We start from the raw sequence: 23,351 nt of genomic DNA on the forward strand, positions 1-23,351 counted from the left end.
GTGGCCAACGACAAGCTCGGCGCCGTGGAGGAGCTCGTCACGCGGGCCGGGGTGACGACCTGCACGATCGTGGACGTCCTCGACGGGCTCGGCGTCGTCAACGCCGTCCTGCCGAGCGCGCTGCGGCGGCTGTCGGGCGGCGGCGCGATGGCGTTCGGCACGGCCTACACCGTGTCCTGGGCGCCGGTGCGCAAGGGTCCCCAGATCAAGGCGGCCTCGCCGAGCACGTGGGAGCAGGTGCGCGACTTCCTGGTGCCCGAGGTCTCCGACGGGACCGGGCGGATCTACGTCGCGGGAGCCGGCGCCCTGCTCACCGAGGCGGCGCTGGCGGGGGGCATGTCGGTCACCTACCTGCTCCGGCAGCTGGGCTTCAACGGCGTCGTGCTGGGCGGGGCGGTGCGCGACCTGGCCGTCATCGAGTCCATGCCCCTGCCCGTGGTGGCCGCCAACGTGGTGCCGACCGACACCCAGGGGGCCTACCGGGTGCACGAGACCGGAGCCGAGTGCCTGATCGGCGAGGTCCGGGTCCGCACCGGCGACTGGGTCTTCAGCGACGGCAACGGCGTCGTCGTGGTGCCCGACGACCTGGTCCTGGACGTCCTGAAGCTGTCCGCCGAGATCGAGGCCACCGAGCAGGAGATCCTGCGCCGCCTCGGCGCCGGTGAGCGGCTTCCCGGCCTGATAGACGCCCTCGGCCGCATCTGACCCATGACCACCGAAACCCACCGCGCCGTCCCCCTCTCCCACGCCCAGCGGCGGCTGTGGACGCTGGCGCAGCTACGGCCCGGGGACCCGTTCTTCAACATCCCGTTCACCGTCGACGTGGACGGCCCGCTGGACATGCCGTCGCTCCGCCGCGCCGTCGAGGAGGTCGTCCGGCGGCATCCGGCGCTACGGACGACGATCCGCCGCGTGGGCGACGTCCCGGTGCACGTCACCGGCGATGCCCCTGACCTGGGCGGCTTCGAGCTCGTGGACCTTGCCGACCTTCCCCGGGGCTCCCGCGCCGCCCGGGCCGGCGCGCTGGTCCACGCGTTCGCGCAGGCGCCGTTCGACCTGGAACGCGGCCCGCTGATCAGGACGCGGCTGCTGCGGCTGGACGAGCGCACGCACCGGCTGGCCGTGAACGTGCACCACATCGTCTTCGACGGGCTGTCACTCGGCATCTTCACCCGCGAGCTGGCGACCCTGTACGGCGCGTTCGCCCAGGGGCTGCCCTCCCCGCTGCCGGAGCCGGGGGCCGACTACCTCGCCCACGCCGCCCGGCGCGCCTCGCCCGACTCCCCGGGGACCGGCGCCGAGCTGCGGTACTGGACCCGGCGCCTGGCCGGAGCCCCCGAGACGATCGAGCTGCCCGCGTCGCGCCCCCGGCCGGCCGCGACGCGCCACGCCGGCGCGCTGCGGTCGCGGCTGATCCCGAAGGAGGTGGTGGAGCCGCTGCGCCCGCTCGCCCGCAGGAGCAGGGCGACGATGTTCATGGTGCTGAAGGCCGCGTTCGACGTCCTCCTCGCCCACTACGGCACGCGCGACGTGCTGACCGGCGTGGCGCTGTCGGGGCGTGACAGCGGCGAGAGCGCCGGTCTGATCGGCTACCTCGCCAAGCCGGTGGTCCTGCGCTCCGACCTGTCGGGCGACCCGGCGTTCCGGGAGCTGCTCGCGCGGGTGCGCGGCGACGTGCTGGACGCCCACGACCACGCCGACCTGCCCTTCGAGGCGGTGATCGAGACGCTCGGCGTGGCGCTCGACCCGAGCCACCACCCGCTGTACCAGGTGATGTTCGCCTACGAGGCCGAACCGGCGCCCCACGCGGCGGCGGGGGCCTCGTTCACGGTGGTCCCGCTGCGGCCCGAGACGATGAAGGTGGAGCTCAGCCTCGCGCTGACGGACACCAACGACGGGCTGCTCGCCGAGATGGACCACCGCACCGACCTGTTCGACGCGGCGACCGTCGACGCGATGCTGGCCCGGCTGGAGACGGTGCTGGAGCGGGCGGGCCGGGACCCGGACGCGCGGGCGAGCGAGCTGACCGCCCTCGACGCGGCCGAGCGCCTCCGGGCCGCCGCCGAGTGGGGCGCCGCCGAGTGGGGCGCGGCCGGATGGAGCGCGGGCGGACGGGACCCCGGCGAGGCCACCCGTCCGGCCGAGAAGCCGCTCCCCCCTCCGGGCGCGGAGCCGGTCCACGCGCGGGCCGGGGAGCCGGTCCACCGCCTGGTCGAGCGCCAGGCCGCCGCCACCCCGGACGCGGTCGCCGTCGAGGCCGCGCCGGACCCGTGGACCTACCGCGAGCTGGACGCCGCCGCCGGCCGGATCGCCGACCACCTCGCCGGGCTCGGCGTCGGGACGGAGACGCGGGTCGGCGTGAGCCTGCCCCGCTCGCCCGAGTGGGTGGCCGCGATCCTGGGCGTGCTCAAGGCCGGCGGGACGTGCGTGCCGCTCGACCCGTCTCTCCCCGCGTTCCGAGTGCGCACCACGGTCATGGACGCCGGGATCGAGGTCGTGCTGGCCGGGCCGCGCACGGAGGCGCAGTTCGCCGGCGCCCGGACACGGGTCGTGCGGTGCGACCTCTCCGACGAGACGATCTTCGGCGGTCCGCCCGCGCCCCGGCCCGACGTGGCGCCGGGCGACGCGGCCTTCGTCCTGTACACCGCGGGGGTGACCGGCGAGCCGAACGGCGTGGTGCTCGAACACCGCAATCTGGCGAACCTGCTGCGCTGGGCGCGTCGCGATCTGCCCGCCGGGACGTGGGAGGCGACCCCGCTGCTCGGCTCACCCGGCTCGGGCGCGGCGCTGATCGAGACGCTCGCGGCGCTGACCGGCGGCGGCCGGGTGGTGGTCGCGGACGGCGGCGCCGCGCGGGCGGCGTCCTCGGCGACGGTGATCTGCGCGACGCCGTCACTGCTGGCCCGGATCCTCGCCCAGGGGGGCCTGGGGCCGTCCGTGCGCACGGTCCTGGCCCATGGCGAGCCGCTCGCGCCCGCCCTGGCGCGTGCCGCGCTGGCCGCCGGAAACGTCGAGGAGGTCCGGTCGGTGTACGGCACGACCGAGGCGTCCCTGTGGTCGCTCACGGGCCGGGCGGACGACGGCGAGGCGTCGATCGTCCCGGCGGGGCGGCCGCTGGACGGCACGGCGGCCTACATCCTCGACGACCGGCTGAGACCCCTGCCGCCGGGCGTCACCGGCGCGCTGTACATCGGCGGGGCAGGGGTCGCCCGCGGACACCTCGACCCGCGCCAGGCCGCCGAGCGGTTCGTCCCGGACCCGTTCTCCGAGGTCCCGGGCGCGCGCATGGTCGCGACCGGAGACCTGGCACGCCGGGGACCCGACGGCCGCGTCCACATCGCCGGACGCGCGGCGCACGCCGTGTACCGGCGCGGGAGCAGGGTGGAGGCCGGGCAGATCGAGGCCGTCCTGCTGGAACACCCGGGGGTCGCCGCCGCGTACGCGCTGGTGCGGCCCGCGGACGATCCGCCGGCGGACGAACCGGCTCCGGGCCCCGGGCCGTCCGCCGCGGACGGCGCCCTCGTGGCCGCGGCCGTGGTGGCCCGGCCCGGGACGGGCCTGACCCCGGCCGAGCTCATGCCGCACCTGCGCGGTCACCTCCCCGGCGCCCTGATGCCCGAGCGGGTGGTCGTCACCGAATCGCTTCCGCTGCTGCCGAGCGGCCGGCCCGACCCGTCGTGGGTCTTCGAGGCACTGGCGCGGGCCCCGGTCGCGACCGGGGACGAGCCGCCGGCGAGCGCCGGCGAACGCGCTGTCGCCGGCGCCTGGGCCGCCGTGCTCGGGCGCGGGGTGGGGGTCAACGAGAACTTCTTCGACGCGGGTGGCAACTCCCTGCTCCTCGTCCGGCTGCGCGACCGCCTGCGCGACTCCCTGGGCAAGGACGTGCACCTCGTCGACCTCTTCCGGCACACGACGATCAGGGCCATGGCCGGCGCCCTCGGCGACCCTCTGGGCGACGCGGACACGCCGGCGCCGACCGGCGGGACGGATCGCGGACGGGAGCGCCGGGAGGCCGTGGAGGCCCTGCGCCGCACCCGGCGGCCGGGCCCTCGGTAGCCGCCGGCGGACCCGGACGGTCACGAACTGGAGATGACGTGGAGAATCGCACGCTGTACCAATGGTTCGCCGCCTCGGCGGAGCGGTACCCCGGCGAGCCCGCCCTGGAGATCGGGGATCAGATCCTCACCTACCGGGAGCTGGAGGAACGGGTGCTCGCGCTGAGCGCCCGCGTCGCGGTCCCGCTCACGGCGGCCCCGGGCGTGGACGGCACGCCGCGGGTCGCCCTGGTCGCGTCGCGCACGCTCTCGGCGTACGTCGGTTACCTGGCGATCCAGCGCGCCGGCGCCGCGGTGCTGCCGCTCAACCCCGACCACCCCGAGCAGCGCAACCTGGACATCGCCCAGCGGGCGGGCGTCGTCATGGCGCTGGTGGACGGGCGCCGCGCCGATCCGTTCGCCACGCTCCCCCGGCGGTTCCGCCCGCCCGTGCTGACCATCGGGGACGATCCGGAACCGGCCGGGGCCGAGGGGCCGCCGCCGGTGCCCACCGACACCGAGGCCGAGGCGTACATCCAGTTCACCTCCGGGTCCACGGGCCGGCCCAAGGGCGTGCCGATCCGCCACCGCAACATCTCGCCGTACATCGCCCACAACATCGCCAGGTACGAGGTGGGGGTGGGCGGCCGGTTGTCGCAGGTCTTCGGGCTGACCTTCGACGTGTCCGCCGCCGACCTGTTCGTCACCTGGGGCGGCGGAGCCACGCTGGTCGTGCCCGACCAGCACGACCTGTACCACCCGGTCGAGTTCATCACCGGCCGCCGGCTGACGCACTGGTTCTCGGTCCCCTCGTCGGCGCGGGTCGCCCAGCAGATGGGGAACCTGCCCCTCGGACGCGCCACCGGCCTGCGGCACAGCCTCTTCGGCGGCGAGGCGGTCACCATGAAGCACGCCGAGCTATGGCGGAAGGTGGCGCCCAACTCCGACATCCATAACCTTTACGGGCCGACGGAGACGACGATCAACTGCACCGAGCACCGTCTCACCGGCGACCCGTCGACGTGGACGCCGGGCTCCAACGGGACCGTGCCGATCGGCGTCATGTACCCGGGCATGGAGGCGCTGGTGCTGGACGACCAAGGGCGGCGCGCCGACGAGGGCGAGCTGTGCCTGCGGGGAACGCAGCGGTTCGACGGCTACCTGGACCCCCAGGAGAACGTCGGGCGGTTCGTCCTGTTCGAGGACGACGGGCCCGCCGTCCTGTACGACGGCTCCGAGCCGCTCACCGCCCGGCACTGGTACCGCACCGGCGACCGGGTGCGCGTCGAGGGCGGGTACCTGGTGTGCTCCGGGCGGCTGGACCAGCAGGTGAAGATCCTCGGTCACCGCATCGAGCTCGGCGAGGTGGAGGCCGCGATGCGGCGTCACCCCGACGTGATGGACGCGGCCGTGGTCGGGGTCTCCGACGACGGCGAGACCCGGCTGTACGCGTTCTACACCGGCACCGAGCTGCCGCCGGCCGAGTTCGACCACTGGCTGCGCCGGGAGATCCCGATCCACATGGTCCCGACGAAGATCACGTACCTGGAGAAGATGCCGTTGAGCGAGAACGGCAAGACCGACCGCGGGAAGCTCGCGGAGATGCCGGCGTGAGGCTGCTCGTGCTCGGCGGCACCGAGTTCCTCGGACGCGCCGTCGCCGAGGAGGCGCTGTCGCGCGGCGCCGAGGTGACCATCCTCAACCGCGGCCGCCACGAACCGCCGCCCGGCGTCACGGCGCTGCGCGGCGACCGGACGGCGCCGGACGGGCTCGCGGCCCTCACCGGCGGCGAGTGGGACGCCGTGGTCGACACCTGGTCCGGGGCACCCTTCGCCGTGCGGGACGCGACCCGGCTGCTCGCCGGGCGCGCCGAGGGGTACGCCTACATCTCCAGCCGGTCGGTGTACACCTACCCGCCCGCGCCCTACCTGGCCGAGGACGGGCCGGTCGTGGACGGCTCGCCCGGCGACGGGGAGGACGGCGGCGAGGTCGACTACGCCCGGGCCAAACGCGGCGGGGAGCTCGCGGCCGAGGCCGTCTTCGGCGATCGGGCGCTGCTGGTGCGGGCGGGCCTGATCATCGGCCCGCGCGAGAACACCGGCCGGCTGCCCTGGTGGCTGGGGCGGATCGCCCGGGGCGGCGTCGTGCCCGCGCCGGGGCCACGCGACCTCGACCTGCAGTACGTCGACGCCCGCGACCTCGCCGCGTGGACGCTTGACGCCCTCGCCCGCGGGCTCGGCGGCCCGTACAACGCCGTCGGCCCGCCCGCGTCCACGACGATGGGCGAGATCCTGGAGATCTGCGCGCGTGTCACCGGCGCGGGCGCGGAGCTGCGGTGGATTCCCCCCGAGACGGTGCTGGCCCGCGGGGTCGCGCCCTGGACGGACCTGCCGATGTGGCTGCCGCCGGGAGACGAGCACGCGGGCCTGTTCCGGGGTGACGTCTCCAGGGCGATCGCCGCGGGATTGCGCCTGCGGCCGCTCGAAGACACGGTCGCCGACACCTGGGCGCACATGCGCGCGGACGGCGACCCGCCCCGGCGGAAGGTGGGCCTCACCGACGAGCAGGAGGCGGCCCTGCTCGCGGCCGCGCCCGGCGATCAGGCCTGCTGAGCGAAGGAGGCGGGCTCGGCGTCGTCGATCTCGAAGTAGGACGGCGGGTCGGTGTGGCCCGCCAGGCGCAGGGTGCGCGCGAGCCAGCGGCGCTGGGCGCGCCGGGTGACGTCCACCGCGTTGTTGTAGAACCGGCGCGAGTAGATGACCTTGGTGACGGCGGTGTCCAGCTCGGCCACCAGCGCCGCGCCTCCGGGGGCCTCGGCCAGGCGCTCCCGGAAGCGCTCCTGGTCCATCACGGCCCTGACGGTGCGCGACAGGTCGCTCTCGGCGTGCTCGCGCTCGTCCGGCCCCGCCGTGCGGGCCTCGTGCGTCGCGGCGGCCAGCACCAGGCTGGTCGCGGGGTCGAGCACCCGTGAGGCGGCCAGCTCCATGCAGACGGCGGCGCGGTGGATCAGCGCGGCGTCCAGCGCCGCCCGGGCGGTCTCCAGGCGGATGTGCATGCGGTCCAGCCGCCCGGCCCGCCAGGAGATGTAGACGGCGGCCAGCACGATGATCGCGCCGACCAGCAGGATGACGGTCATCGTGTTCACAGCACGGCCCCGCGACGCTCCTCTTCGACGCCGCCGGACCCGGTCGCCGCCACCGTCTCGTAGACGCGGACGACGTCGCGGGCCACGGTGGACCAGTCGTACCTGCGGACGGCCACGCGGGCCTCGTCCGAGAGCTTGGCGCGGCGCTCGGGGGCGTCCAGCAGGGCGGCCGCCTCGCGGGCCAGCGACGCGGCGTCGCCGGTGGTGAACAGCGCGCCCGCCTGGCCCTCGCCGAGCACCTTGCGGAAGGCGGGGATGTCGCTGGCCAGCACGGTCGCCCCGGCCGCCATCGCCTCGGCGAGGACGATGCCGAAGCTCTCGCCGTGGGTGTTAGGCGCGCAGAAGACGTCCACGGAGTGGTAGGCGCGGGCCTTGTCCTCCTCGCTGACCATGCCGAGGACGCCGACCCGGTCGCGCAGCGCCGCGGGCACCTTGGACAGCACCTCGTCCGCGTCTCCCGGCCCGGCGACGAGCAGCCGCAGACCGGGACGCTCGGGCGCCAGCAGCGTGAAGGCCTCCAGCAGCACCGGCAGGCCCTTGCGGGGCTCGTCCATGCGGCCGAGGAACCCGATCACGCCGCCGTCGGGGCCCCAGCCCGGGAGCGGCTCGGCCTGCGCGTACCGGCTCACCGTGACGCCGTTGGGGATCAGCACCGCGTCGCCGCCCATGTGCTCCACGAGGGTCTTGCGGGCGGCGTCGGACACGGCGATCCGGCCGGTGATCTTCTCCAGCGCGGTGTGCAGCACCGGCGCGGTGACCGACACGGCCCGCGAGCGCTGGTAGGACGCGTGGAAGGTCGCCACGATGGGGCCGCGGGCCGCCCAGCAGGCCAGCAGGCCCACGGACGGGACGGCGGGCTCGTGCACGTGCAGCACGTCGAAACGGCCCTCGCGCAGCCACTTGCGCACGCGGCCCGCCGACAGGAAGCCGAACGCCAGGCGCGCGACCGAGCCGTTGTAGGGCACGGGGACGGCGCGGCCGGCGGAGGTGACGTAGAACGGCAGCGGCGCGTCGTCGGAGGCGGGGGCGATGACCGAGACATGGTGACCGTCGGCGATGAGCGCCTCGGCGAGGTCGCGGACGTGGGCCATCACGCCGCCGGGGACGTCCCAGGTGTACGGGCACACCATGCCGACCCTCATGGCGCGGTCACCGGGGCTCCAGGTCGTCCAGCCAGATGCGCTGCAGCATGTGCCAGTCCTCGGGGTGCTCGGTGATGCCTTCCTCGAAGGCGCGCGCCATGGCCTGGGTCATGGCCTTGACCTTCTCCTGCCGGGAGCCCTCGGCGGGGACGGGGACCTCGTCGTGGATGCGCAGCCCCCAGCCGTCGCCGTCGAACCACAGCGTGGCCGGGTGCAGCGGCGTGCCCGTCTGCAGGGCCAGGAGCGCGGGACCGGCGACCATGCGCGTCCTGCCGTCGAAGAAGTCGACCTCGACGCCCTTCTCGGTGAGGTCGCGCTCGGCGGGCAGGCAGATCGCGCGTCCCTCGCGCAGACGGCGGGCGAGCGTGCCGAAGGCGTGGGCGGTGCCGCCTCCCTTGGCCGTGAGCGGCAGCACCTCCATGCCGAGGCTCTCGCGGAACGCGACGAACCGCTCGTACAGCGACTCGGGCTTGAGCCGCTCCATGACCGTGGTGAACGGATGGCCGTTGTGGATCAGCCAGGCGCCCGCCAGATCCCAGTTGCCCATGTGGGGCAGGGCCAGCACGATGCCCCGCCCGGAGGCGATCGTCGAGAAGATCTTCTCCCCGCCCTCGGCGCGCGTGCCGGCGAGGATGCGCTCCTTGCCGATCACGGGCAGCCGCAGCGCCTCCATCCAGTAGCGGAAGTAGGAGCGCAGGCCGGCCCTGCTGAGGTCGCGTATCGACGGGTCGGCGGCGTCCTTGCCCGTCACGCGCGCGAGATTGGACTCCAGGCGGCGGACGGACTTGCCCTGACGCCGCCACATCAGGTCGGCGATGAAGCGGAACGCCCACTTGGCCACCGGCTCGGGCACCCTGGGCACGAGGACCCAGCCGAGGTGGAAGGCCCAGACCACGAGCCGATCAGCCAATGCGAGGCTCACCCCCAGAAGTCGTCGGACGTTCCATTACATGTGAAGAACGCCGTACGTTCATATTGGCACCGTCTGGCGGTAAACGTGGAGAATCCGCTGCCCGGCGGTGAACGCGCTGGCCGCGGCGAGCAGCCACAGCCCCGCCGCCAGGATGTACGGCACGCCCAGGCCCGACAGTCCGGCGGCGACCAGCACGACGAGCAGCCGCTCGGACCGCTCGGCGAGGCCGACGTCGCAGGTCAGGCCGAGCCCCTCGGCGCGCGCCTTGGCGTACGAGACGACGGCGCCGGCGACCAGGCAGAACAGCGCGACGCACGCGAGGACCGTGTCGCCCGTGGACATGAACCAAAGGATCAGCCCGGAGAAGATCGCGGCGTCGCCGACGCGGTCCAGTGTGGAGTCGAGGAACGCCCCCCAGGTGCTGCCGGAGCCGAGCATCCGCGCGAGCACGCCGTCGAGCAGATCGGCCAGGACGAACACGGTGATGACCACCGAGCCCAGGAACAGCTGCCCGCGGGGGTAGAAGCCCAGAGCTCCCGCCGCCACGCCGAGCGTGCCGATGACAGTGATGACGTTAGGACTGATCCCCCGGCGGGCCAGCGCCTGGCCCAACGGGGTCAGCGCGCGGGTGACGGCGGGGCGCAGGAGCTTCAACATCGCGGTCCGATCGTAGGACACGTGGGGACCCGGATTCGAACGAGACCTGGTGAGGCGGCCCATGACCTGCGAAATGGGGTGCGTTCACCGCGTGGGAGGGGTAAGGGAAGGAGACGGGAGGGCGACCACCCGGCGAACACCGGGGCAAGACCAGGCGTCGATTCGCAAGCACAATTGCCCGAGCCCTCTTGTGATCCGCGCCACAGAGGTAAAGGGTGTAGGGCACCGCGCTCTCTCGGGCGGCGGGCGCGGCGGCGGACGATGTGGCCGCGCGCGGCCGCATCTCACGGCGAGACGCGGGAGGCGACGTGCCGGAGAAGACCACGGGCGGACCAGCAGGAGCCGCGGGCAGGGCACCCTCGGCCGACCGGCCGGATGCGGTGCGCAATGTCGCGCTGGTCGGCCATTCCGGATCAGGAAAGACGACGCTCGTCGAGGCCCTGCTGGCCGCGACGGGGACCATCCAGCGCACGGGCCGGGTGGAGGACGGCACCACGGTGAGCGACTTCGACGAGGTCGAGATGCGCCAGCAGCGCTCGATCAACCTCGCGCTGGCCCCGGTGACGTACAACGGCATCAAGATCAACCTTCTCGACACCCCGGGGTACGCCGACTTCGTCGGTGACCTGCGGGCGGGCCTGCGCGCGGCCGACGCCGCGCTGTTCGTGGTGTCGGCGGCCGAAGGCATCGACGGGCTGACCCGCATGCTCTGGGAGGAGTGCGCCGCGGTCTCCATGCCGCGCGCGGTCGTCATCACCAAGATCGACCACCACCGCGCCGACTTCGACGACGTGGTCGCCACCTGCCAGGACGTCTTCGGCGACGGCGTCGCCCCGCTCTACCTGCCCGTGGTCGACGACGGGCACGTCAAGGGCCTGATCGGGCTGCTGTCGCAGAAGTTCTACGACTACGCCTCAGGCGCCTGCGCCGAGACGGAGCCGGGCCGGGCCTACCGGGAACAGATCGAGACCTACCGGGGCACGCTGATCGAGGGCATCATCCAGGAGAGCGAGGACGAGTCGCTCATGGACCGCTACCTCTCCGGCGAGGAGATCGACACCAAGGTGCTGATCGACGACCTGGAGAAGGCGGTGGCGCGCGGCGGCTTCTACCCCGTGCTCGCCACCTGCGCGACCCCGTCCGCCGGCGTGGTCGTCGGCATGCGCGAGCTGCTGGAGGTCATCACCCAGGGGTTCCCCTCGCCCATGGAGCACCCGCTTCCGGAGATCACCACCATCGAGGGGCGGCCGGCGCCCGCGCTGACCTGCGACCCCGAGGGCCCGCTCGTCGCCGAGATCGTCAAGACCACCAGCGACCCGTACGTCGGGCGCATCAGCCTCGTCCGGGTGTTCTCCGGCACTCTGCGCCCCGACATGGTCGTGCACGTCTCCGGGCACGGCATGGCCGACCGCGGCCACGAGGACCACGACGTCGACGAGCGCATCGGCGCGCTGTCCTCCCCGCTCGGCAAGACGCAGCGGACGACGACCCGGTGCGTCGCCGGGGACATCTGCGCCGTGGCCAAGCTCGCCCGCGCGGAGACCGGCGACACCCTCTCCGACAAGGACTCGCCGCTGCTCGTGCGGTCCTGGACGATGCCGGAGCCGCTGCTGCCGGTCGCCGTCCGCGCCCGGTCCAAGGCCGACGAGGACAAGCTGTCCCAGGCCCTGGCGCGCCTGGTCGCCGAGGACCCGACGCTCCGCCTGGAGAACAACGCCGAGACCCGGCAGCTCGTGCTGTGGTGCATGGGAGAGGCGCACGCCGACGTCCTGCTCGACCACCTGTCCAAGCGCCACGGCGTCGAGGTCGAGCGCGTTGATCTGCGGGTGCCGCTGCGCGAGACCTTCGGCGGCAAGGCCCAGGGCATGGGCCGCAACGTCAAGCAGACCGGAGGGCACGGCCAGTACGCCATCTGCCACGTCGAGATCGAGCCGCTGCCCTCGGGCGGCGGGTTCGAGTTCGTGGACAAGATCGTCGGCGGTGTCGTGCCGAGGCAGTTCATCCCGTCGGTCGAGAAGGGCGTGCGCGCGCAGATGGAGCGGGGCGTGCTCGCGGGCTACCCCGTCGTGGACATCCGGGTGACGCTGTACGACGGCAAGGCCCACTCGGTGGACTCCTCGGACATGGCCTTCCAGATCGCGGGGCAGCTCGCGCTCAAGGAGGCGGCGGCGAAGGTCCCGGCGCTGCTGCTCGAACCCGTGGACGAGGTCTCGGTGCTCGTCGAGGACGACCACGTCGGCGCGGTCATGTCCGATCTGTCCTCCCGCCGGGGACGGGTCCTCGGCACCGAGCCGGTGGGCGTCGGGCGCACCCTGGTCAAAGCGGAGGTGCCCGAGCTGGAGATGACCCGGTACGCCATCGACCTGCGGTCCATGTCGCACGGCACGGGGACCTTCCACCGGTCCTTCCTGCGGTACGAGCCGCTGCCGTCGCATCTGGCCGGAAAGCTGCGGTCGGCGGCCGAATAGCCGGGACGTGGTGATCGGGTCCCTGCGTCCCGGTCGCCCACGTGGTCCGGGATCCGAGCGATCGGTGGGCGGACGGCGGACCCGGGGGCCGGGAGCGTGTACGCGCCCACCCCGGCCTCCGGCGATGCCGTGGCCGCGTCGGGAGGGGTCGCCGTGAGCCAGATGGCCCGGTCAGGCGATCGGGCGCCCTCCAGGGCCGGGGGTGCCGGGTACGGGACGTCCACGGCCGGCGGTGACGCGTGTCGCGGCCTGGGCTGTGGCGGCGTCCGTCGTGGTGTCGGCCGCGGCCGCGGTAAGCGATATGTCACCGGCGCGGTGCGGCCCTCGGCCCGTAGGTCGCCCGTCCCCGCGGCACGGGATCACAGGAGGCCGCGCTTCCGCAGGTGGCCCGCCGGTGGACGGCCCTGGCGGCGTCCCGGTGACCGGCGGTGGTCCGCGATCACAGTGGTCACACATGCCACGCGAGCCCCTGTGATCACGATCACATCACAAGACGATTTCTTTTATCCGGCCTTACCATCTCTTTGCCGATGCCAGACTGCTGTCTCATGCGAAACGGACATCGGCCTCTGGCGGCGGCCGCCGCCATCGCGGTGGTCACCACCGGCCTCGCCTACTTCTTCGGCCCCGGCGCCGCCCCCGCGGACAGCGAGACCCGGCGCGCGCCCGCCTCGGGAAGCCGGGCCTCGGGCAAGGTGTCCGCGGAGGCGTGCGAGGTGAGCGCCAAGTTCCCCAAGCGTCAGCTCCGGGGCGTGTGGATCGCGACCGTCCACAACGTCGACTGGCCGTCGAAGACCGGCCTCACCCCCGAGCGGCAGCAGGCCGAGTACACCCGCATCCTGGACGAGGCCGTCAGGCGCAACTTCAACGCGGTGTTCGTGCAGGTCCGCCCGGCCTCGGACGCGATCTACAAGTCCCCCTTCGAGCCCTGGTCGCAGTGGCTCACCGGCACCGCGGGCAAGGACCCCGGCTGGGAGCCGCTGCCCTTCCTGATCGCCGAGGCGCACCGGCGCGGACTGGAGTTCCACGCCTGGTTCAACCCCTACCGGGCGTCCGACAAGGACAATCTGTCCAAGCTGCCGGCGACCCACCCCGCGCGGGTGCACCCCGACTGGGTGGTCAGGCACGAGGGCAAGCTGTACTACAACCCCGGCCTGCCGGAGGTGCGCGCCTACACGACGCAGGTCGTCACGGACGTCGTGCGGCGGTACGACATCGACGGCGTGCACTTCGACGACTACTTCTACCCGTATCCCGGCAAGGGGACGAAGTTCGGCGACGCCGCCGCCTTTACAAAGTACGGCAACGGCAGGTCGCTGGCGGCCTGGCGGCGCGCCAACGTGAACAAGCTCGTCGCCGAGGTCGGCCAGGCCGTCCACGCGGCCAAGCCGTACGTCAAGTTCGGCATCAGCCCGTTCGGCATCTGGCGCAACAAGTCCAACGACCCCACCGGCTCCGACACCAAGGGCCTGTCGGCCTACGACGCCATCTACGCCGACGCGCGCGCCTGGATCAAGGCCCGGTCGGTCGACTACGTCATGCCCCAGCTCTACTGGCCGCGCGGGTTCGCCGCCGCGGACTACGCCAAGCTGGTGCCCTGGTGGGCGGACGCGGTCAAAGGGACCGGCGTTCACCTGTACATCGGGCAGGCGCTGTACCGGGTCGGCACCAAGGACTCGCCGGCCTGGACCAAGTCCGGCGAGCTGCCCGCCCACCTGGCGCTCAACCGCAGGTACCCCGAGGTCCGGGGGGACGTGTACTTCAGCGCGGCCCAGCTCGGCAGGAACCCGCTCGGCGTGCTGGACAAGATCGTGAAGGACCACTACCCGCGGCCCGCCCTTCTGCCGCTGGTGGAGGCGCGTGGCGGCGCCGCCCCCGCCGCGCCCACGGGGCTGCGCCGGTCGGGCGACACGCTGGTCTGGAAGCCCTCGGCCGGGGCCCGCGCGTACGCCGTCTACCGTGTGGCCGGCGCCGCGCCCGACCCGTGCGCCACCGCCGACGCGCGCAACCTGCTCGCGGTGGTCCCCGCCACGGACGCCCCCGAGCAGTCGTACCCGGTCAAGGCCGGCGGCACCTACCTGGTCACCGCCCTGGACCGGCTGACCAACGAAAGCGCCCCCACCACCGCCGTCCTCCCCTGACCCCGGTCGCCGGACCGATCGGCGGGCCGGCTCGACATCGCCCGTGGACCCGGTTCTCCACAGGTCCCGCCCGGGTGGCGCGGGTTTTCCACAGATCCCGTCCGCGTGGACGTCGCGGGTGGCCGGGCGGTCTACTGTGGGACCCGCGGACGCCCCGGCGGGTGCCATCGGCCTATGGCCCGGCCCGCCGCCCGGGCATCCGGCCGTCTCCTGGACCGGACGGCCGGCTTTCCCGTACGGTTCCAAAGGCTCACGGGAAGACGATCATGGGAGGTCATCGGTGAGGCGGGCGCTCGGCGCGTTGGCCGTGATGATGTTGGGGCTGCTCATGGCCCCCGCCGCCGCACGGGCGGACTCCCCGGCGCGGGCGGACTCCCCGGCGCGGGCAGGCTCTCCGACGCGGGCTGACTCCCCGGCCCGGGTGGCCCTGATCGGCGTGCCGGGCCTTCACTGGCACGACGTGAACGCCACCGACACCCCGAACCTCTGGCGGCTGGCGGGCCAGAGCGCGCTCGGGTCGCTGTCGGTCCGCGCCGTCGGCAGGGTGACCTGCCCGTACGACGGCTGGCTGACCGTCTCCGCCGGGGTCCGCGCGTCGGTCGGCTCCCGGTGCGGTTTCCCGCCCGCCCTTGAGCGGCGGGACGCGGGCGCGGTCATCCCCGACTTCAACTGGCTCTGGACGGTCCGCGACGTCGAGGACGCCGGGGCGCTCGGCGAGGCGGTCCACGCGGCGGGTCAGTGCACCTCGGCGGTGGGCCCCGGCGCGGTGCTGGCACTCGCCGACCGCTCCGGCCGGGTCGACCGCTACGCGCCCTCGCCCGACAAGGTCACCGACTGGTCGGCCTGCCGCGTGCTCGCCGTGGACGTCGATGATCTGATCCGTCCCTACATCCAGGCCGACCGGGTCGCCGACGTGCCCGAGAAGCTGTCTCCCGCCCAGCGCAAGGCCGCGCTGAAGGCGGCGGACGCCAAGGCGGGCGCGGTGCTCTCCCTCCTCCCGGCGGACACCTCCGTGGCCGTCGCGGGCCTGTCCGACCACGGGTCCGAGCCGCATCTGCGCGTCGCCATGTGGCGCGCGCCGGGCGCGCAGGGCCGTCTCCTCGGAGCCGCCTCCACCCACCGCGACGACATGGTCATCCTCCCGGACGTCACGGCCACCATGCTCACCGCCGCCGGCGTGGCCGTCCCCCCGACCGTCATCGGCGTCCCGTGGGCGCCGAGCAGCGCGGCCTCCCTGCAGGACGGCACGACGTCGCTGCGGCGGGCCGACGTCGCGGGCCAGACCATCCGCTCGATCGGCGGTCTGTTCTTCACGGCGCTCGCCGTGCTCCAGGTGGCGTTCTACGCCGTGGCGTTCCTCCTGCTGCGCCGCCGCCGCGGGCTGGAGTCCGTGCGCGTCGCCGCCCTGGCGCTGGCCTCGGTCCCCGTCTCGACCTATCTGATCAACCTCACGCCGTGGGACGCCGCCGAGGCGCCCGCGCCGGCGCTGGTCGCCGGCGTCCTGGTCTGCGCGGGCACGCTGACCGTGCTGGCGCTCACCCTCCCGGCCCTGTGGTCGCGCCTGCGGGGCCGGCCGCGAGCGGCCGGCGTGCTCGGCCCGTCCTCGGTGGTGGCGGCCGTCACGGCCGCGGTGCTCCTCGCCGACCTGCTGACGGGCACGCCGTTGCAGCTCGACAGCGTCATGGGCTACACCGGCGTCGTCGGAGCCCGTTACTACGGGCTCGGCAACATCCCCTTCGCCCTGCTCGCCACCGCGGTGCTCCTGGTGGCCACGGCGGTCGCCGACAGGCTCGTCCGGGTGGGCCGCCGGCCCGCCGCGGTCGCGCTCGTGGCGGCCCTCGGCGGCTTCGCCATGATCCTCGACGGCTGGCCGGGGGTCGGCAGCGACTTCGGCGGGGTCATCGCCTTCGTGCCGGGCATCGCGGTGACCGCGCTGCTGGTGGCGGGCAAGCGCGTCTCGATCGTCAAGCTGGGGGCCTTCTGCGTGGCCGGCGGGGTGCTGGTGATGGGCATCGCCTACCTGGACCACCTGCGGCCTCCCGGGTCGCAGACCCACCTCGGGCGGTTCGCCGGTCAGGTGATCGACGGCACCTTCCTGCCGGTGATCATGAGGAAGCTGGGCGCCATGCTCAGCACGCTTCTCTCGCCGAACCTCATGCCGATCGTGCTCGCGGCCTTCGCCTTCCTGGTCTTCGCGCTGCTGCGCCCGGGGGCCGCCAGCGCCGGCGTGCTGCCCGTGGCCTTCGAACGCGCCCCGATGCTGCGCGCGGGTCTGATCGGCACCCTGGTCAGCGGTGTGGTGGGCATGCTGGTCAACGACTCCGGCGCGGCCGTCCTCTCCATGGCCCTCGCCCTGGCCGTCCCCTTGGTCCTCTCCGCGGGCATCGCCGCCCTGGCCCCCGCTCCCCCGGCCACGCCCGCCCCCGTCCTCCGTCCGTTACCCACCAGCTGACCGGCCGGTCACCCACCCGGCCGCCGGAGCGGTCCGCCTGATCCTGCGCACGCGACGAGCAACCGGGCCACCGCCTCGCCGGCCCGGCCCCGGACGCACCGGTGAACGGACGCGGCCGCGGCCCGGGCGTCCCGCAGCAGGTCAGGCGGCGGGCCAGGCGTCGGCGAGCAACTCGCGGGTGTCCTGCAGAAGCTGCGGGAGGACCTTGGTGTGGCCCACCACCGGCATGAAGTTCGTGTCACCGCCCCAGCGGGGGACGACGTGCTGGTGGAGGTGGCCCGCGATGCCGGCGCCGGCGACGTGGCCGAGGTTCATGCCCACGTTGAAGCCCTGGGCGCCGCTCGCCTTGCGCAGCGAGAGCATCGCGCGCTTGGTGAAGTCGGCCAGCTCGACGGTCTCGGCGTCGTCGAGGTCGGCGTAGTCGGCGACGTGGCGGTACGGGCAGACCATCATGTGGCCGGAGTTGTACGGGTAAAGATTGAGCACGGCGAACACGCTGGAGCCACGGGCCACGATCAGCCCCTCCTGGTCGCTCATCTTCGGGATCTCGCAGAACGGGCAGCCGTCGCCCGGCCCCGTGCCGGTCGGCTTGTTCTCCCCTTTGACGTAGGCCATCCGGTGCGGGGTCCACAGACGCTGGAAGTTGTCGGGTTCTCCGGCACCGGACTGCTCAATGGGCTCCTGCATGCCTTGCAGCATAGGCCGACCCGCCACCGTGCCGCCCGCCGGGATCGTGCGCGGCCCCACCGGCGGTAGGCCCTCCATCCCGGCGCGTTGCCAAGCCCAGGCACCCACCCGACCCGGCGAGCACGCGGACCATCCCCTCCGTTCACGAACAGGAGGCCACGGGGAACACGGCGCACCCGGCGCTGCCAGGCCGTCCGCCCCGCACGCCCGGTCGTGGCCTGGTGGGATGTGCGGGGCCGGGGGCCGGGGCGGGTCAGACCTGGAGGCGGTTCTCCACGGCGGTGGTGATCTCGGTGATGGCCTCTTCGAGGGGGATGCCGTTCTTCTGGTCGCCGTTGCGGTAGCGGAAGGAGACCGCGCCGGCGGCGATGTCCTCGTCTCCGGCGAGGAGCATGTACGGCACCTTGGCCTTCTGGGCGTTGCGGATCTTCTTCTGCATACGGTCGGCCGACGAGTCGACCTCGACGCGGATGCCCCGCTCACGCAGCCGCTTGGCGACGTCGTTGAGGTAGGGGACGTGGGCGTCGGAGATCGGGATGCCGATCACCTGCACGGGCGCGAGCCACGGAGGGAACGCGCCGGCGTAGTGCTCGACGAGGACGCCGAAGAACCGCTCGATCGACCCGAACAGTGCGCGGTGGATCATGACCGGCCGCTGCCGCGACCCGTCGGCGCCCTGGAACTCCAGCTCGAATCGCTCGGGCAGGTTCAGGTCGACCTGGATCGTGGACATCTGCCAGGTGCGGCCGATCGCGTCCCTGGCCTGAACGGAGATCTTGGGGCCGTAGAAGGCCGCGCCCGCCGGGTCGAGGACGAGATCCAGGTTCTCGGCCTGGGCCGCGACCCGCAGCGCCTCGGTGGCCTCCTCCCAGACCTCGTCGCTGCCGATGGACTTCTCCGGGTTGCGGGTGGACAGCTCCAGGTAGAAGTCGTCGAGGCCGTAGTCGCGCAGGAGCCCGAGCACGAACCGCAGCAGGCTCTTCAGCTCGTCCTGCATCTGGTCGCGGGTGCAGTAGATGTGCGCGTCGTCCTGCGTCATGCCGCGCACGCGGGTGAGGCCGTGCACCACGCCGGACTTCTCGTAGCGGTAGACGCTGCCGAACTCGAACAGCCGCAGCGGCAGCTCGCGGTAGGACCGCCCGCGCGAGCGGAAGATCAGGTTGTGCATCGGGCAGTTCATGGGCTTGAGGTAGTAGCGCGCGCCCTCCAGCTCCATGGGCGGGAACATGCCGTCGGCGTACCAGTCCAGGTGGCCGGAGATCTGGTACAGGTTCTCCTTGGTGATGTGCGGCGTGTTCACGAAGGAGTACCCGGCCTCCTCGTGCCTGCGCCGGGAGTAGTCCTCCATGAGGCGGCGGACCACGCCGCCCTTGGGGTGGAAGACCGCGAGCCCCGAGCCGAGCTCGGTCGGGAACGAGAACAGGTCGAGCTCGGCGCCCAGCTTGCGGTGGTCGCGCTTCTCGGCTTCCTCCAGCAGGTGGAGGTAGTCGTCCTGCTTCTCGCGGGACTCCCAGGCGGTGCCGTAGATGCGCTGGAGCTGGGGGTTCTTCTCACTGCCCCGCCAGTAGGCGCCCCCGGAGCGCATGAGCTTGAACGCGGGGATGGCCCGGGTGGAGGGCAGGTGCGGCCCCCGGCACAGGTCCTTCCAGCAGAGCTCGCCGGACTTGGGGTCGAGGTTGTCGTAGATGGTGAGCTGGTCACCGCCGACCTCGACGCTCTCTTCGTCGGCGGCGCCGCCCTTGAGCCCGATCAGCTCCAGCTTGTACGGCTCGGCGGCGAGCTCGTCGCGGGCGGCCTCGTCGGAGACGGCGCGCCGGGAGAAGACCTGCCCCTGCTTGACGATCTCGCGCATGCGCTTCTCGATGCGCTTGAGATCGTCGGGTGTGAAGGGGTGCTCGACGTCGAAGTCGTAGTAGAAGCCGTTCTCGACGGGCGGGCCGATGCCGAGCCGGGCGTCCGGGAAGATCTCCTGCACCGCCTGCGCCATCACGTGCGCGGTGGAGTGGCGCAGGATGGCGCGGCCCTCCTCGCTGTCGATCGTGATGGGCTCGACGACGTCGCCGTCGGCGACCTCGGCGGCCAGGTCGCGCGGCTGCCCGTTGATCGTGGCCGCGACGATCGCACGGCCGTCGGCCTCCAGCGCCTCGCCCGCCGTCGTGCCGCCCGCGACCACACGCTCGGCTCCGGCGAGGGTGATGCGTATCTCCAGGGCGGCAGGCACGATGACTCCAAGGAATTCGCGGGTTCTGGTTTCTCCGTTGTCGTGCCGATGCTACCGGGAACCGCCGTCGATTTTCGCCGCCGCCTACGCCTTGCCGCGGCCGTCGTCGGGCTGGAAGCCGAGGGCGGTGAGCTGGGCGCGGTCGCCCCGGAAGACGTTGCGGTCGATGCGGCCGTGGGAGTACTGGTGGATGGTCCACCGGTTCCAGGGCGGCGGCACGGCCGGGCGTCCCTTGGGGTGGCTGGGCGCCGCGATCCACAGCGGGTAGTCCTCCAGCCCGTGGCAGTAGCCCTTCCTGGCGAAGGACAGGAAGGTGTAGATGATCGGCCGCACGCCGGTGACCAAGGTCATCACGCGGCACCAGCGCCGGGCGAACGCGGCGACCTCGTGCGGCGGCAGGTGCGCGGAGCGTTCCAGGTCCAGGGCGATCAGGTCGCCCCGGCGCAGCCCGCCCGCCATGTCGATCACGTCCAGGAAGTGGCGGACCTGGTCGTCCGGGTCGCCCTTCGGATGCCCGAAGTGGTAGGCCCCGCAGACCATCCAGTTCTCGCGCATCGCCGCCCAGTTGCGGGCGAACCACTTGTCGGTGAAGCCGGTGCCCTCGGTGGCCTTGGCGAAGCCGAAGTCGACGCCGTCGATGGCGTGGTCCGCCCAGTCGACGGCCCCCTGCCAGTTGGAAACGTCTATGCCGTGCAGCATCAGGGCCACACTCCCCCCGTCGGTCGCCCCGGGGGATTTTAGCCACAGGATGGCCCTCGGCCGGTGCGGGACACGCCCGCCGGTCGCGAGCGTCCGCGACTCGACGGGGCCGTCGCGGGCCGCCGATAGGGTTGCCGCATGGAGCCCGACGGAGTGAGCAGGCTGCTGGCCGAGGCGGGGGTGGACGCGCGCCGGCTGCGCGCGGTGCTGGCGCTGCTGTCCGACGGCGGGTGGTGGACTCTGGCCGATCTGGTCCGCGAGACGGCGACCTCCCGGCGGGCGGTCGAGGCCCTCCTGCGGGAGGTGGGGCCGCAGCGGTCCGGTGAGCGGTTCCGGCTACCCCCCGAGCGGGCGCGCGCGTACGGCGAGCCGCCGGGCGACGCCCCCGCCGACCCCGTCGCGCACCTGCTCCCCGGGCACGCCGGCATGGTGGAGCGCATGGCCGAGCTGGTCGCGGGCGGTCCCCGCGGCCGTCACGTCCTGGACCACGTGTCCGCGACGCCGGAGACGGTCGTGCGCCGGGCGCTCCTGCTGGGCGCGCGGTTCTGGCTGCCCGGCGCGCGGCTGCTGTGCGTGGGCGACCACGACCTGACGTCGCTGGCGGTCGCGATGATCCACCCGGGCGTCGAGGTGACGGTGGTGGACGTGGACGACCGCATCCTCGCCTACATCGACGACCGCGCGGGGTCGCTGGGGCTGGACGTGCGCACCCGCTGGGCCGACCTGCGCCTCGGCCTGCCGCCGTCGGCCCGCGAGCAGGCCGACCTGGCGATCACCGACCCGCCGTACACGCCGGAGGGCGTCGGGCTGTTCGTGGCGCGGGCCGTCGAGGGGCTGCGCGATCCGGAGCACGGGCGGGTGCTGCTGGCGTACGGGGCGAGCGAGCGGACGCCCATGCTGGCGCTGAAGGTGCAGCGGTCCCTCTTCGACCTCAACCTCGCCTTTGAGGCCATATATCCGGACTTCAATAGGTACTCCGGCGCGGAGGCCATCGGCTCGGCCGCCGACCTGTACGTCCTGCGCCCCACCACCAGGACCCGCCCTGCCGTCGCCGCCAGGGTGGAGGGCTACGGCACCGCCATCTACACCCAGGGTCCGCAGTCGGTCGAGGCGCGCCCGTCCGCGGCCCCGGACGCCGCGTCCCTCCTGAACTCCGGGCCCTCGGGCGAGGAGTTCGAGGTGCTGGTGGGCGACTGGCCGAAGGACGTGGCGTCCCGGCTTCCGAGAGCCCGCCTGTCCACCTGGCTCGCCAAGCCGTACGCCTCGTCCCCGGCACGGGTGGCGATCGCCGTGCCGGCCGGCCTCGGCGCCGCGCTCCCCCGCCTGCTGCTGGCCACGCGCGCCCGCCACGTCCGCGTCCTGGCCGAGAGCCCCGCGCCGGGCCTCGGCGCGCTGTCCGCCCTGTACGCGATCACGGCCGAGGGCGGGGTCGCCGACGCCGTGCGGCTGCCGCCCCCGGCCGCCCCGGAGGACCGCCTGCTGCGCGCCCTGCTGGACAACGCGCACGGCCGCCTCGCCAACGTCTGGCGGGAGGGGCTGATCCGGGCCCACGGCCATCTCACCAAGAAGGGGGCGCGGGCGATCGTCGACGAGGTGGCGCCCTGGGCCGCCGACGTCACCCTGCTGGAACTGCCCGAGCACCGCCTGCGCGCGTTGCCGGAAGCGGTCGCCCGATCGCTGCGCCTCGCCGCCCAGGAGCACGCGGACGGGGACGCCCGGGACGGCCGGGACCACGCGCGAGACGACGCCCGGGGCGGCGTCGAGCCCGTGCGCCCCCTGAGAGATGGTTGAGGAAGGAACACCGCAGGGAGGTGGCGTCATGCGCCACAAGCAGTGGACGGTGGAGATCCACATCCTCGAGGACGACAACGACGACCTCACCAGGGCCCGGGCCGTCCTCATCACCCGCACGGGCAGGCGGCACGAGAGCGTCGGGTACGCGCGGCGCAACCCCGCCGACCGGCCCGTACCGGAGATCGGCGACGAACTGGCCGCCGGCCGCGCGCTGGCCGACCTCGCCGACAAGCTGACCGGCGACGCGGCCGACGACGTCGCCCAGCTGGCCGGCCAGAGCAGACAAGGCTGAGCAGACAAGGCTGAGCGGGCAGGGCCGAGCGGCAAGTCTGAGCGGGCAGGGCCGAGCAGCGAGGCCGGGCAGGCGGGGCCGACTCGGCAGGCCGAGTGTGAGCGGGGCCGGCCCCGGGGCCTCGCGCCGGACCGGTGGGGCCGAAGGGCCCGGGCGTTCGGGACCTACGGCCCCTCCACCGGGAGCCCCCGCCCGGCGTCAGATGGAGGTGAGCGACCCGACGAGCCAGGGAGGTTTCCCATGTCTGTGCCAACGCGCCGCGAGCCACGAGGCCTGGTACCCGATCTGCTGGACTGGCTGGAGGCACCGTTCTCCGGCAGCAGGTCGTACACCGGCGGGCGCATGGTCCGGTTCGAGGACACGGTGAAGGACGGTCACTACATCGTCCGCGCCGAACTGCCGGGGATCGACCCCGAGAGCGACGTCGAGGTCACGGTGGACAACGGCGTGCTCACCGTGCACGGCGAGCGCAGGGAGGAGCGGTCGGAGCCGCACCGTACCGAGTTCGTGTACGGGGAGTTCAGCCGGTCGATCTCGCTGCCGCCGAACGCCGACGAGCAGCATGTCAAGGCCGTGTACCACGACGGCATCCTGGAGGTGGACATCCCGCTCAGCGAGGACCAGCCGCAGGCCCAGCGGGTGCCGATCGAGAAGCAGGGGTAGCGGCGCCACGAACGACGGCGGGCTCCGCGCCGATCCGTGCCGA

The 23,351-nt window shown here is 73.5% G+C and carries 17 protein-coding genes; 10 read left to right on the forward strand and 7 right to left on the reverse strand.

The window, feature by feature from the left end; all coding sequences use genetic code 11:
* From DQ384_RS30000 to DQ384_RS30015, 4 genes are read left to right on the forward strand one after another with little or no spacing between them, the layout of a single operon-like run.
* Positions 1-705 (forward strand): RraA family protein, encoded by a 705-nt coding sequence (locus DQ384_RS30000; RefSeq protein ID WP_181871495.1) that lies wholly within the window; start codon positions 1-3, stop codon positions 703-705.
* Between the two features lie 3 nt (positions 706-708).
* A complete protein-coding gene (locus DQ384_RS30005) occupies positions 709-4,056 on the forward strand; it encodes a non-ribosomal peptide synthetase (protein ID WP_114032246.1) in 3,348 nt (1,115 codons plus the stop codon).
* Positions 4,057-4,094: 38 nt separating this feature from the next.
* A complete protein-coding gene (locus DQ384_RS30010) occupies positions 4,095-5,648 on the forward strand; it encodes an AMP-binding protein (protein ID WP_114032247.1) in 1,554 nt (517 codons plus the stop codon).
* Positions 5,645-6,646 carry an NAD-dependent epimerase/dehydratase family protein gene (locus DQ384_RS30015; RefSeq protein ID WP_114032248.1) on the forward strand — a complete coding sequence of 334 codons (1,002 nt, stop codon included), beginning with the start codon at positions 5,645-5,647 and terminating at the stop codon, positions 6,644-6,646. Before DQ384_RS30010 ends, DQ384_RS30015 begins: the two co-directional genes overlap by 4 nt.
* Here DQ384_RS30015 and DQ384_RS30020 read toward each other — a convergent pair.
* The 4 genes from DQ384_RS30020 to pgsA are packed head-to-tail and all read right to left on the reverse strand — an operon-like array spanning position 6,634 to position 9,891.
* Positions 6,634-7,170: a hypothetical protein gene (locus tag DQ384_RS30020; protein WP_114032313.1), complete on the reverse strand. Its 537-nt coding sequence runs from the start codon at positions 7,168-7,170 to the stop codon at positions 6,634-6,636. The two genes, DQ384_RS30015 and DQ384_RS30020, sit on opposite strands and share 13 nt — an antisense overlap.
* Before the next feature lie 5 nt (positions 7,171-7,175).
* Entirely contained in the window at positions 7,176-8,321 is a 1,146-nt protein-coding gene (locus tag DQ384_RS30025) for a glycosyltransferase family 4 protein (protein WP_114032249.1), read from the reverse strand.
* Between the two features lie 7 nt (positions 8,322-8,328).
* Positions 8,329-9,231, reverse strand: coding sequence for a phosphatidylinositol mannoside acyltransferase (locus DQ384_RS30030; RefSeq protein ID WP_245966881.1), 903 nt, complete (start codon positions 9,229-9,231; stop codon positions 8,329-8,331).
* 60 nt (positions 9,232-9,291) lie between these two features.
* Positions 9,292-9,891, reverse strand: coding sequence for a phosphatidylinositol phosphate synthase (pgsA, locus tag DQ384_RS30035; RefSeq protein ID WP_114032251.1), 600 nt, complete (start codon positions 9,889-9,891; stop codon positions 9,292-9,294).
* A gap of 308 nt (positions 9,892-10,199) precedes the next feature.
* On the opposite strand from pgsA, the gene DQ384_RS30040 reads away from it, so the two are divergent.
* The 3 genes from DQ384_RS30040 (at position 10,200) to DQ384_RS30055 (ending at position 16,952) form a co-directional block, all read left to right on the forward strand.
* Complete coding sequence (locus DQ384_RS30040; protein ID WP_114032252.1) at positions 10,200-12,359, forward strand: elongation factor G-like protein EF-G2; 2,160 nt, start codon at positions 10,200-10,202, stop codon at positions 12,357-12,359.
* 548 nt (positions 12,360-12,907) lie between these two features.
* Positions 12,908-14,500, forward strand: coding sequence for a glycoside hydrolase family 10-like protein (locus DQ384_RS30045; protein ID WP_114032253.1), 1,593 nt, complete (start codon positions 12,908-12,910; stop codon positions 14,498-14,500).
* A gap of 280 nt (positions 14,501-14,780) precedes the next feature.
* The gene (locus DQ384_RS30055) at positions 14,781-16,952 is read left to right on the forward strand and encodes an alkaline phosphatase family protein (protein ID WP_147268940.1); all 2,172 of its coding nucleotides are present in this window, start codon (positions 14,781-14,783) and stop codon (positions 16,950-16,952) included.
* A 141-nt stretch (positions 16,953-17,093) separates the two neighbouring features.
* Here DQ384_RS30055 and DQ384_RS30060 read toward each other — a convergent pair whose 3' ends face one another.
* The 3 genes from DQ384_RS30060 to DQ384_RS30070 form a co-directional block, all read right to left on the reverse strand.
* Positions 17,094-17,639, reverse strand: coding sequence for an HIT family protein (locus DQ384_RS30060; protein WP_425451529.1), 546 nt, complete (start codon positions 17,637-17,639; stop codon positions 17,094-17,096).
* Between the two features lie 253 nt (positions 17,640-17,892).
* Entirely contained in the window at positions 17,893-19,860 is a 1,968-nt protein-coding gene (thrS, locus tag DQ384_RS30065; RefSeq protein WP_114032257.1) for a threonine--tRNA ligase, read from the reverse strand.
* Positions 19,861-19,944: 84 nt separating this feature from the next.
* Positions 19,945-20,559 carry a glycoside hydrolase family 25 protein gene (locus tag DQ384_RS30070; protein WP_147268941.1) on the reverse strand — a complete coding sequence of 205 codons (615 nt, stop codon included), beginning with the start codon at positions 20,557-20,559 and terminating at the stop codon, positions 19,945-19,947.
* Positions 20,560-20,697: 138 nt separating this feature from the next.
* Here DQ384_RS30070 and DQ384_RS30075 point away from each other — a divergent pair, with 138 nt between their 5' ends.
* The 3 genes from DQ384_RS30075 (at position 20,698) to DQ384_RS30085 (ending at position 23,308) form a co-directional block, all read left to right on the forward strand.
* Positions 20,698-22,350 carry a bis-aminopropyl spermidine synthase family protein gene (locus DQ384_RS30075; RefSeq protein WP_114032259.1) on the forward strand — a complete coding sequence of 551 codons (1,653 nt, stop codon included), beginning with the start codon at positions 20,698-20,700 and terminating at the stop codon, positions 22,348-22,350.
* Positions 22,351-22,378: 28 nt separating this feature from the next.
* Positions 22,379-22,645, forward strand: coding sequence for a DUF1876 domain-containing protein (locus DQ384_RS30080; RefSeq protein ID WP_114032260.1), 267 nt, complete (start codon positions 22,379-22,381; stop codon positions 22,643-22,645).
* A gap of 240 nt (positions 22,646-22,885) precedes the next feature.
* On the forward strand, positions 22,886-23,308 hold the full coding sequence (locus DQ384_RS30085; protein ID WP_114032261.1) for an Hsp20/alpha crystallin family protein: 423 nt from the start codon (positions 22,886-22,888) through the stop codon (positions 23,306-23,308).
* Positions 23,309-23,351 lie beyond the last annotated feature (43 nt).

Origin of the sequence: Sphaerisporangium album (assembly GCF_003323745.1) — a bacterium.
Taxonomy (GTDB): domain Bacteria; phylum Actinomycetota; class Actinomycetes; order Streptosporangiales; family Streptosporangiaceae; genus Sphaerisporangium; species Sphaerisporangium album.

Bases quoted from the DNA above. Each gene is read 5' to 3' on its own strand.
- DQ384_RS30025 (WP_114032249.1), bottom strand. From the start codon at position 8,321: ATGAGGGTCGGCATGGTGTGCCCGTACACCTGGGACGTCCCCGGCGGC.
- DQ384_RS30045 (WP_114032253.1), top strand. From the start codon at position 12,908: ATGCGAAACGGACATCGGCCTCTGGCGGCGGCCGCCGCCATCGCGGTG.
- DQ384_RS30075 (WP_114032259.1), top strand. From the start codon at position 20,698: ATGGAGCCCGACGGAGTGAGCAGGCTGCTGGCCGAGGCGGGGGTGGAC.
- DQ384_RS30020 (WP_114032313.1), bottom strand. From the start codon at position 7,170: ATGACCGTCATCCTGCTGGTCGGCGCGATCATCGTGCTGGCCGCCGTC.
- DQ384_RS30085 (WP_114032261.1), top strand. From the start codon at position 22,886: ATGTCTGTGCCAACGCGCCGCGAGCCACGAGGCCTGGTACCCGATCTG.
- DQ384_RS30005 (WP_114032246.1), top strand. From the start codon at position 709: ATGACCACCGAAACCCACCGCGCCGTCCCCCTCTCCCACGCCCAGCGG.
- DQ384_RS30070 (WP_147268941.1), bottom strand. From the start codon at position 20,559: ATGCTGCACGGCATAGACGTTTCCAACTGGCAGGGGGCCGTCGACTGG.
- DQ384_RS30080 (WP_114032260.1), top strand. From the start codon at position 22,379: ATGCGCCACAAGCAGTGGACGGTGGAGATCCACATCCTCGAGGACGAC.
- DQ384_RS30060 (WP_425451529.1), bottom strand. From the start codon at position 17,639: ATGCAGGAGCCCATTGAGCAGTCCGGTGCCGGAGAACCCGACAACTTC.
- pgsA (WP_114032251.1), bottom strand. From the start codon at position 9,891: ATGTTGAAGCTCCTGCGCCCCGCCGTCACCCGCGCGCTGACCCCGTTG.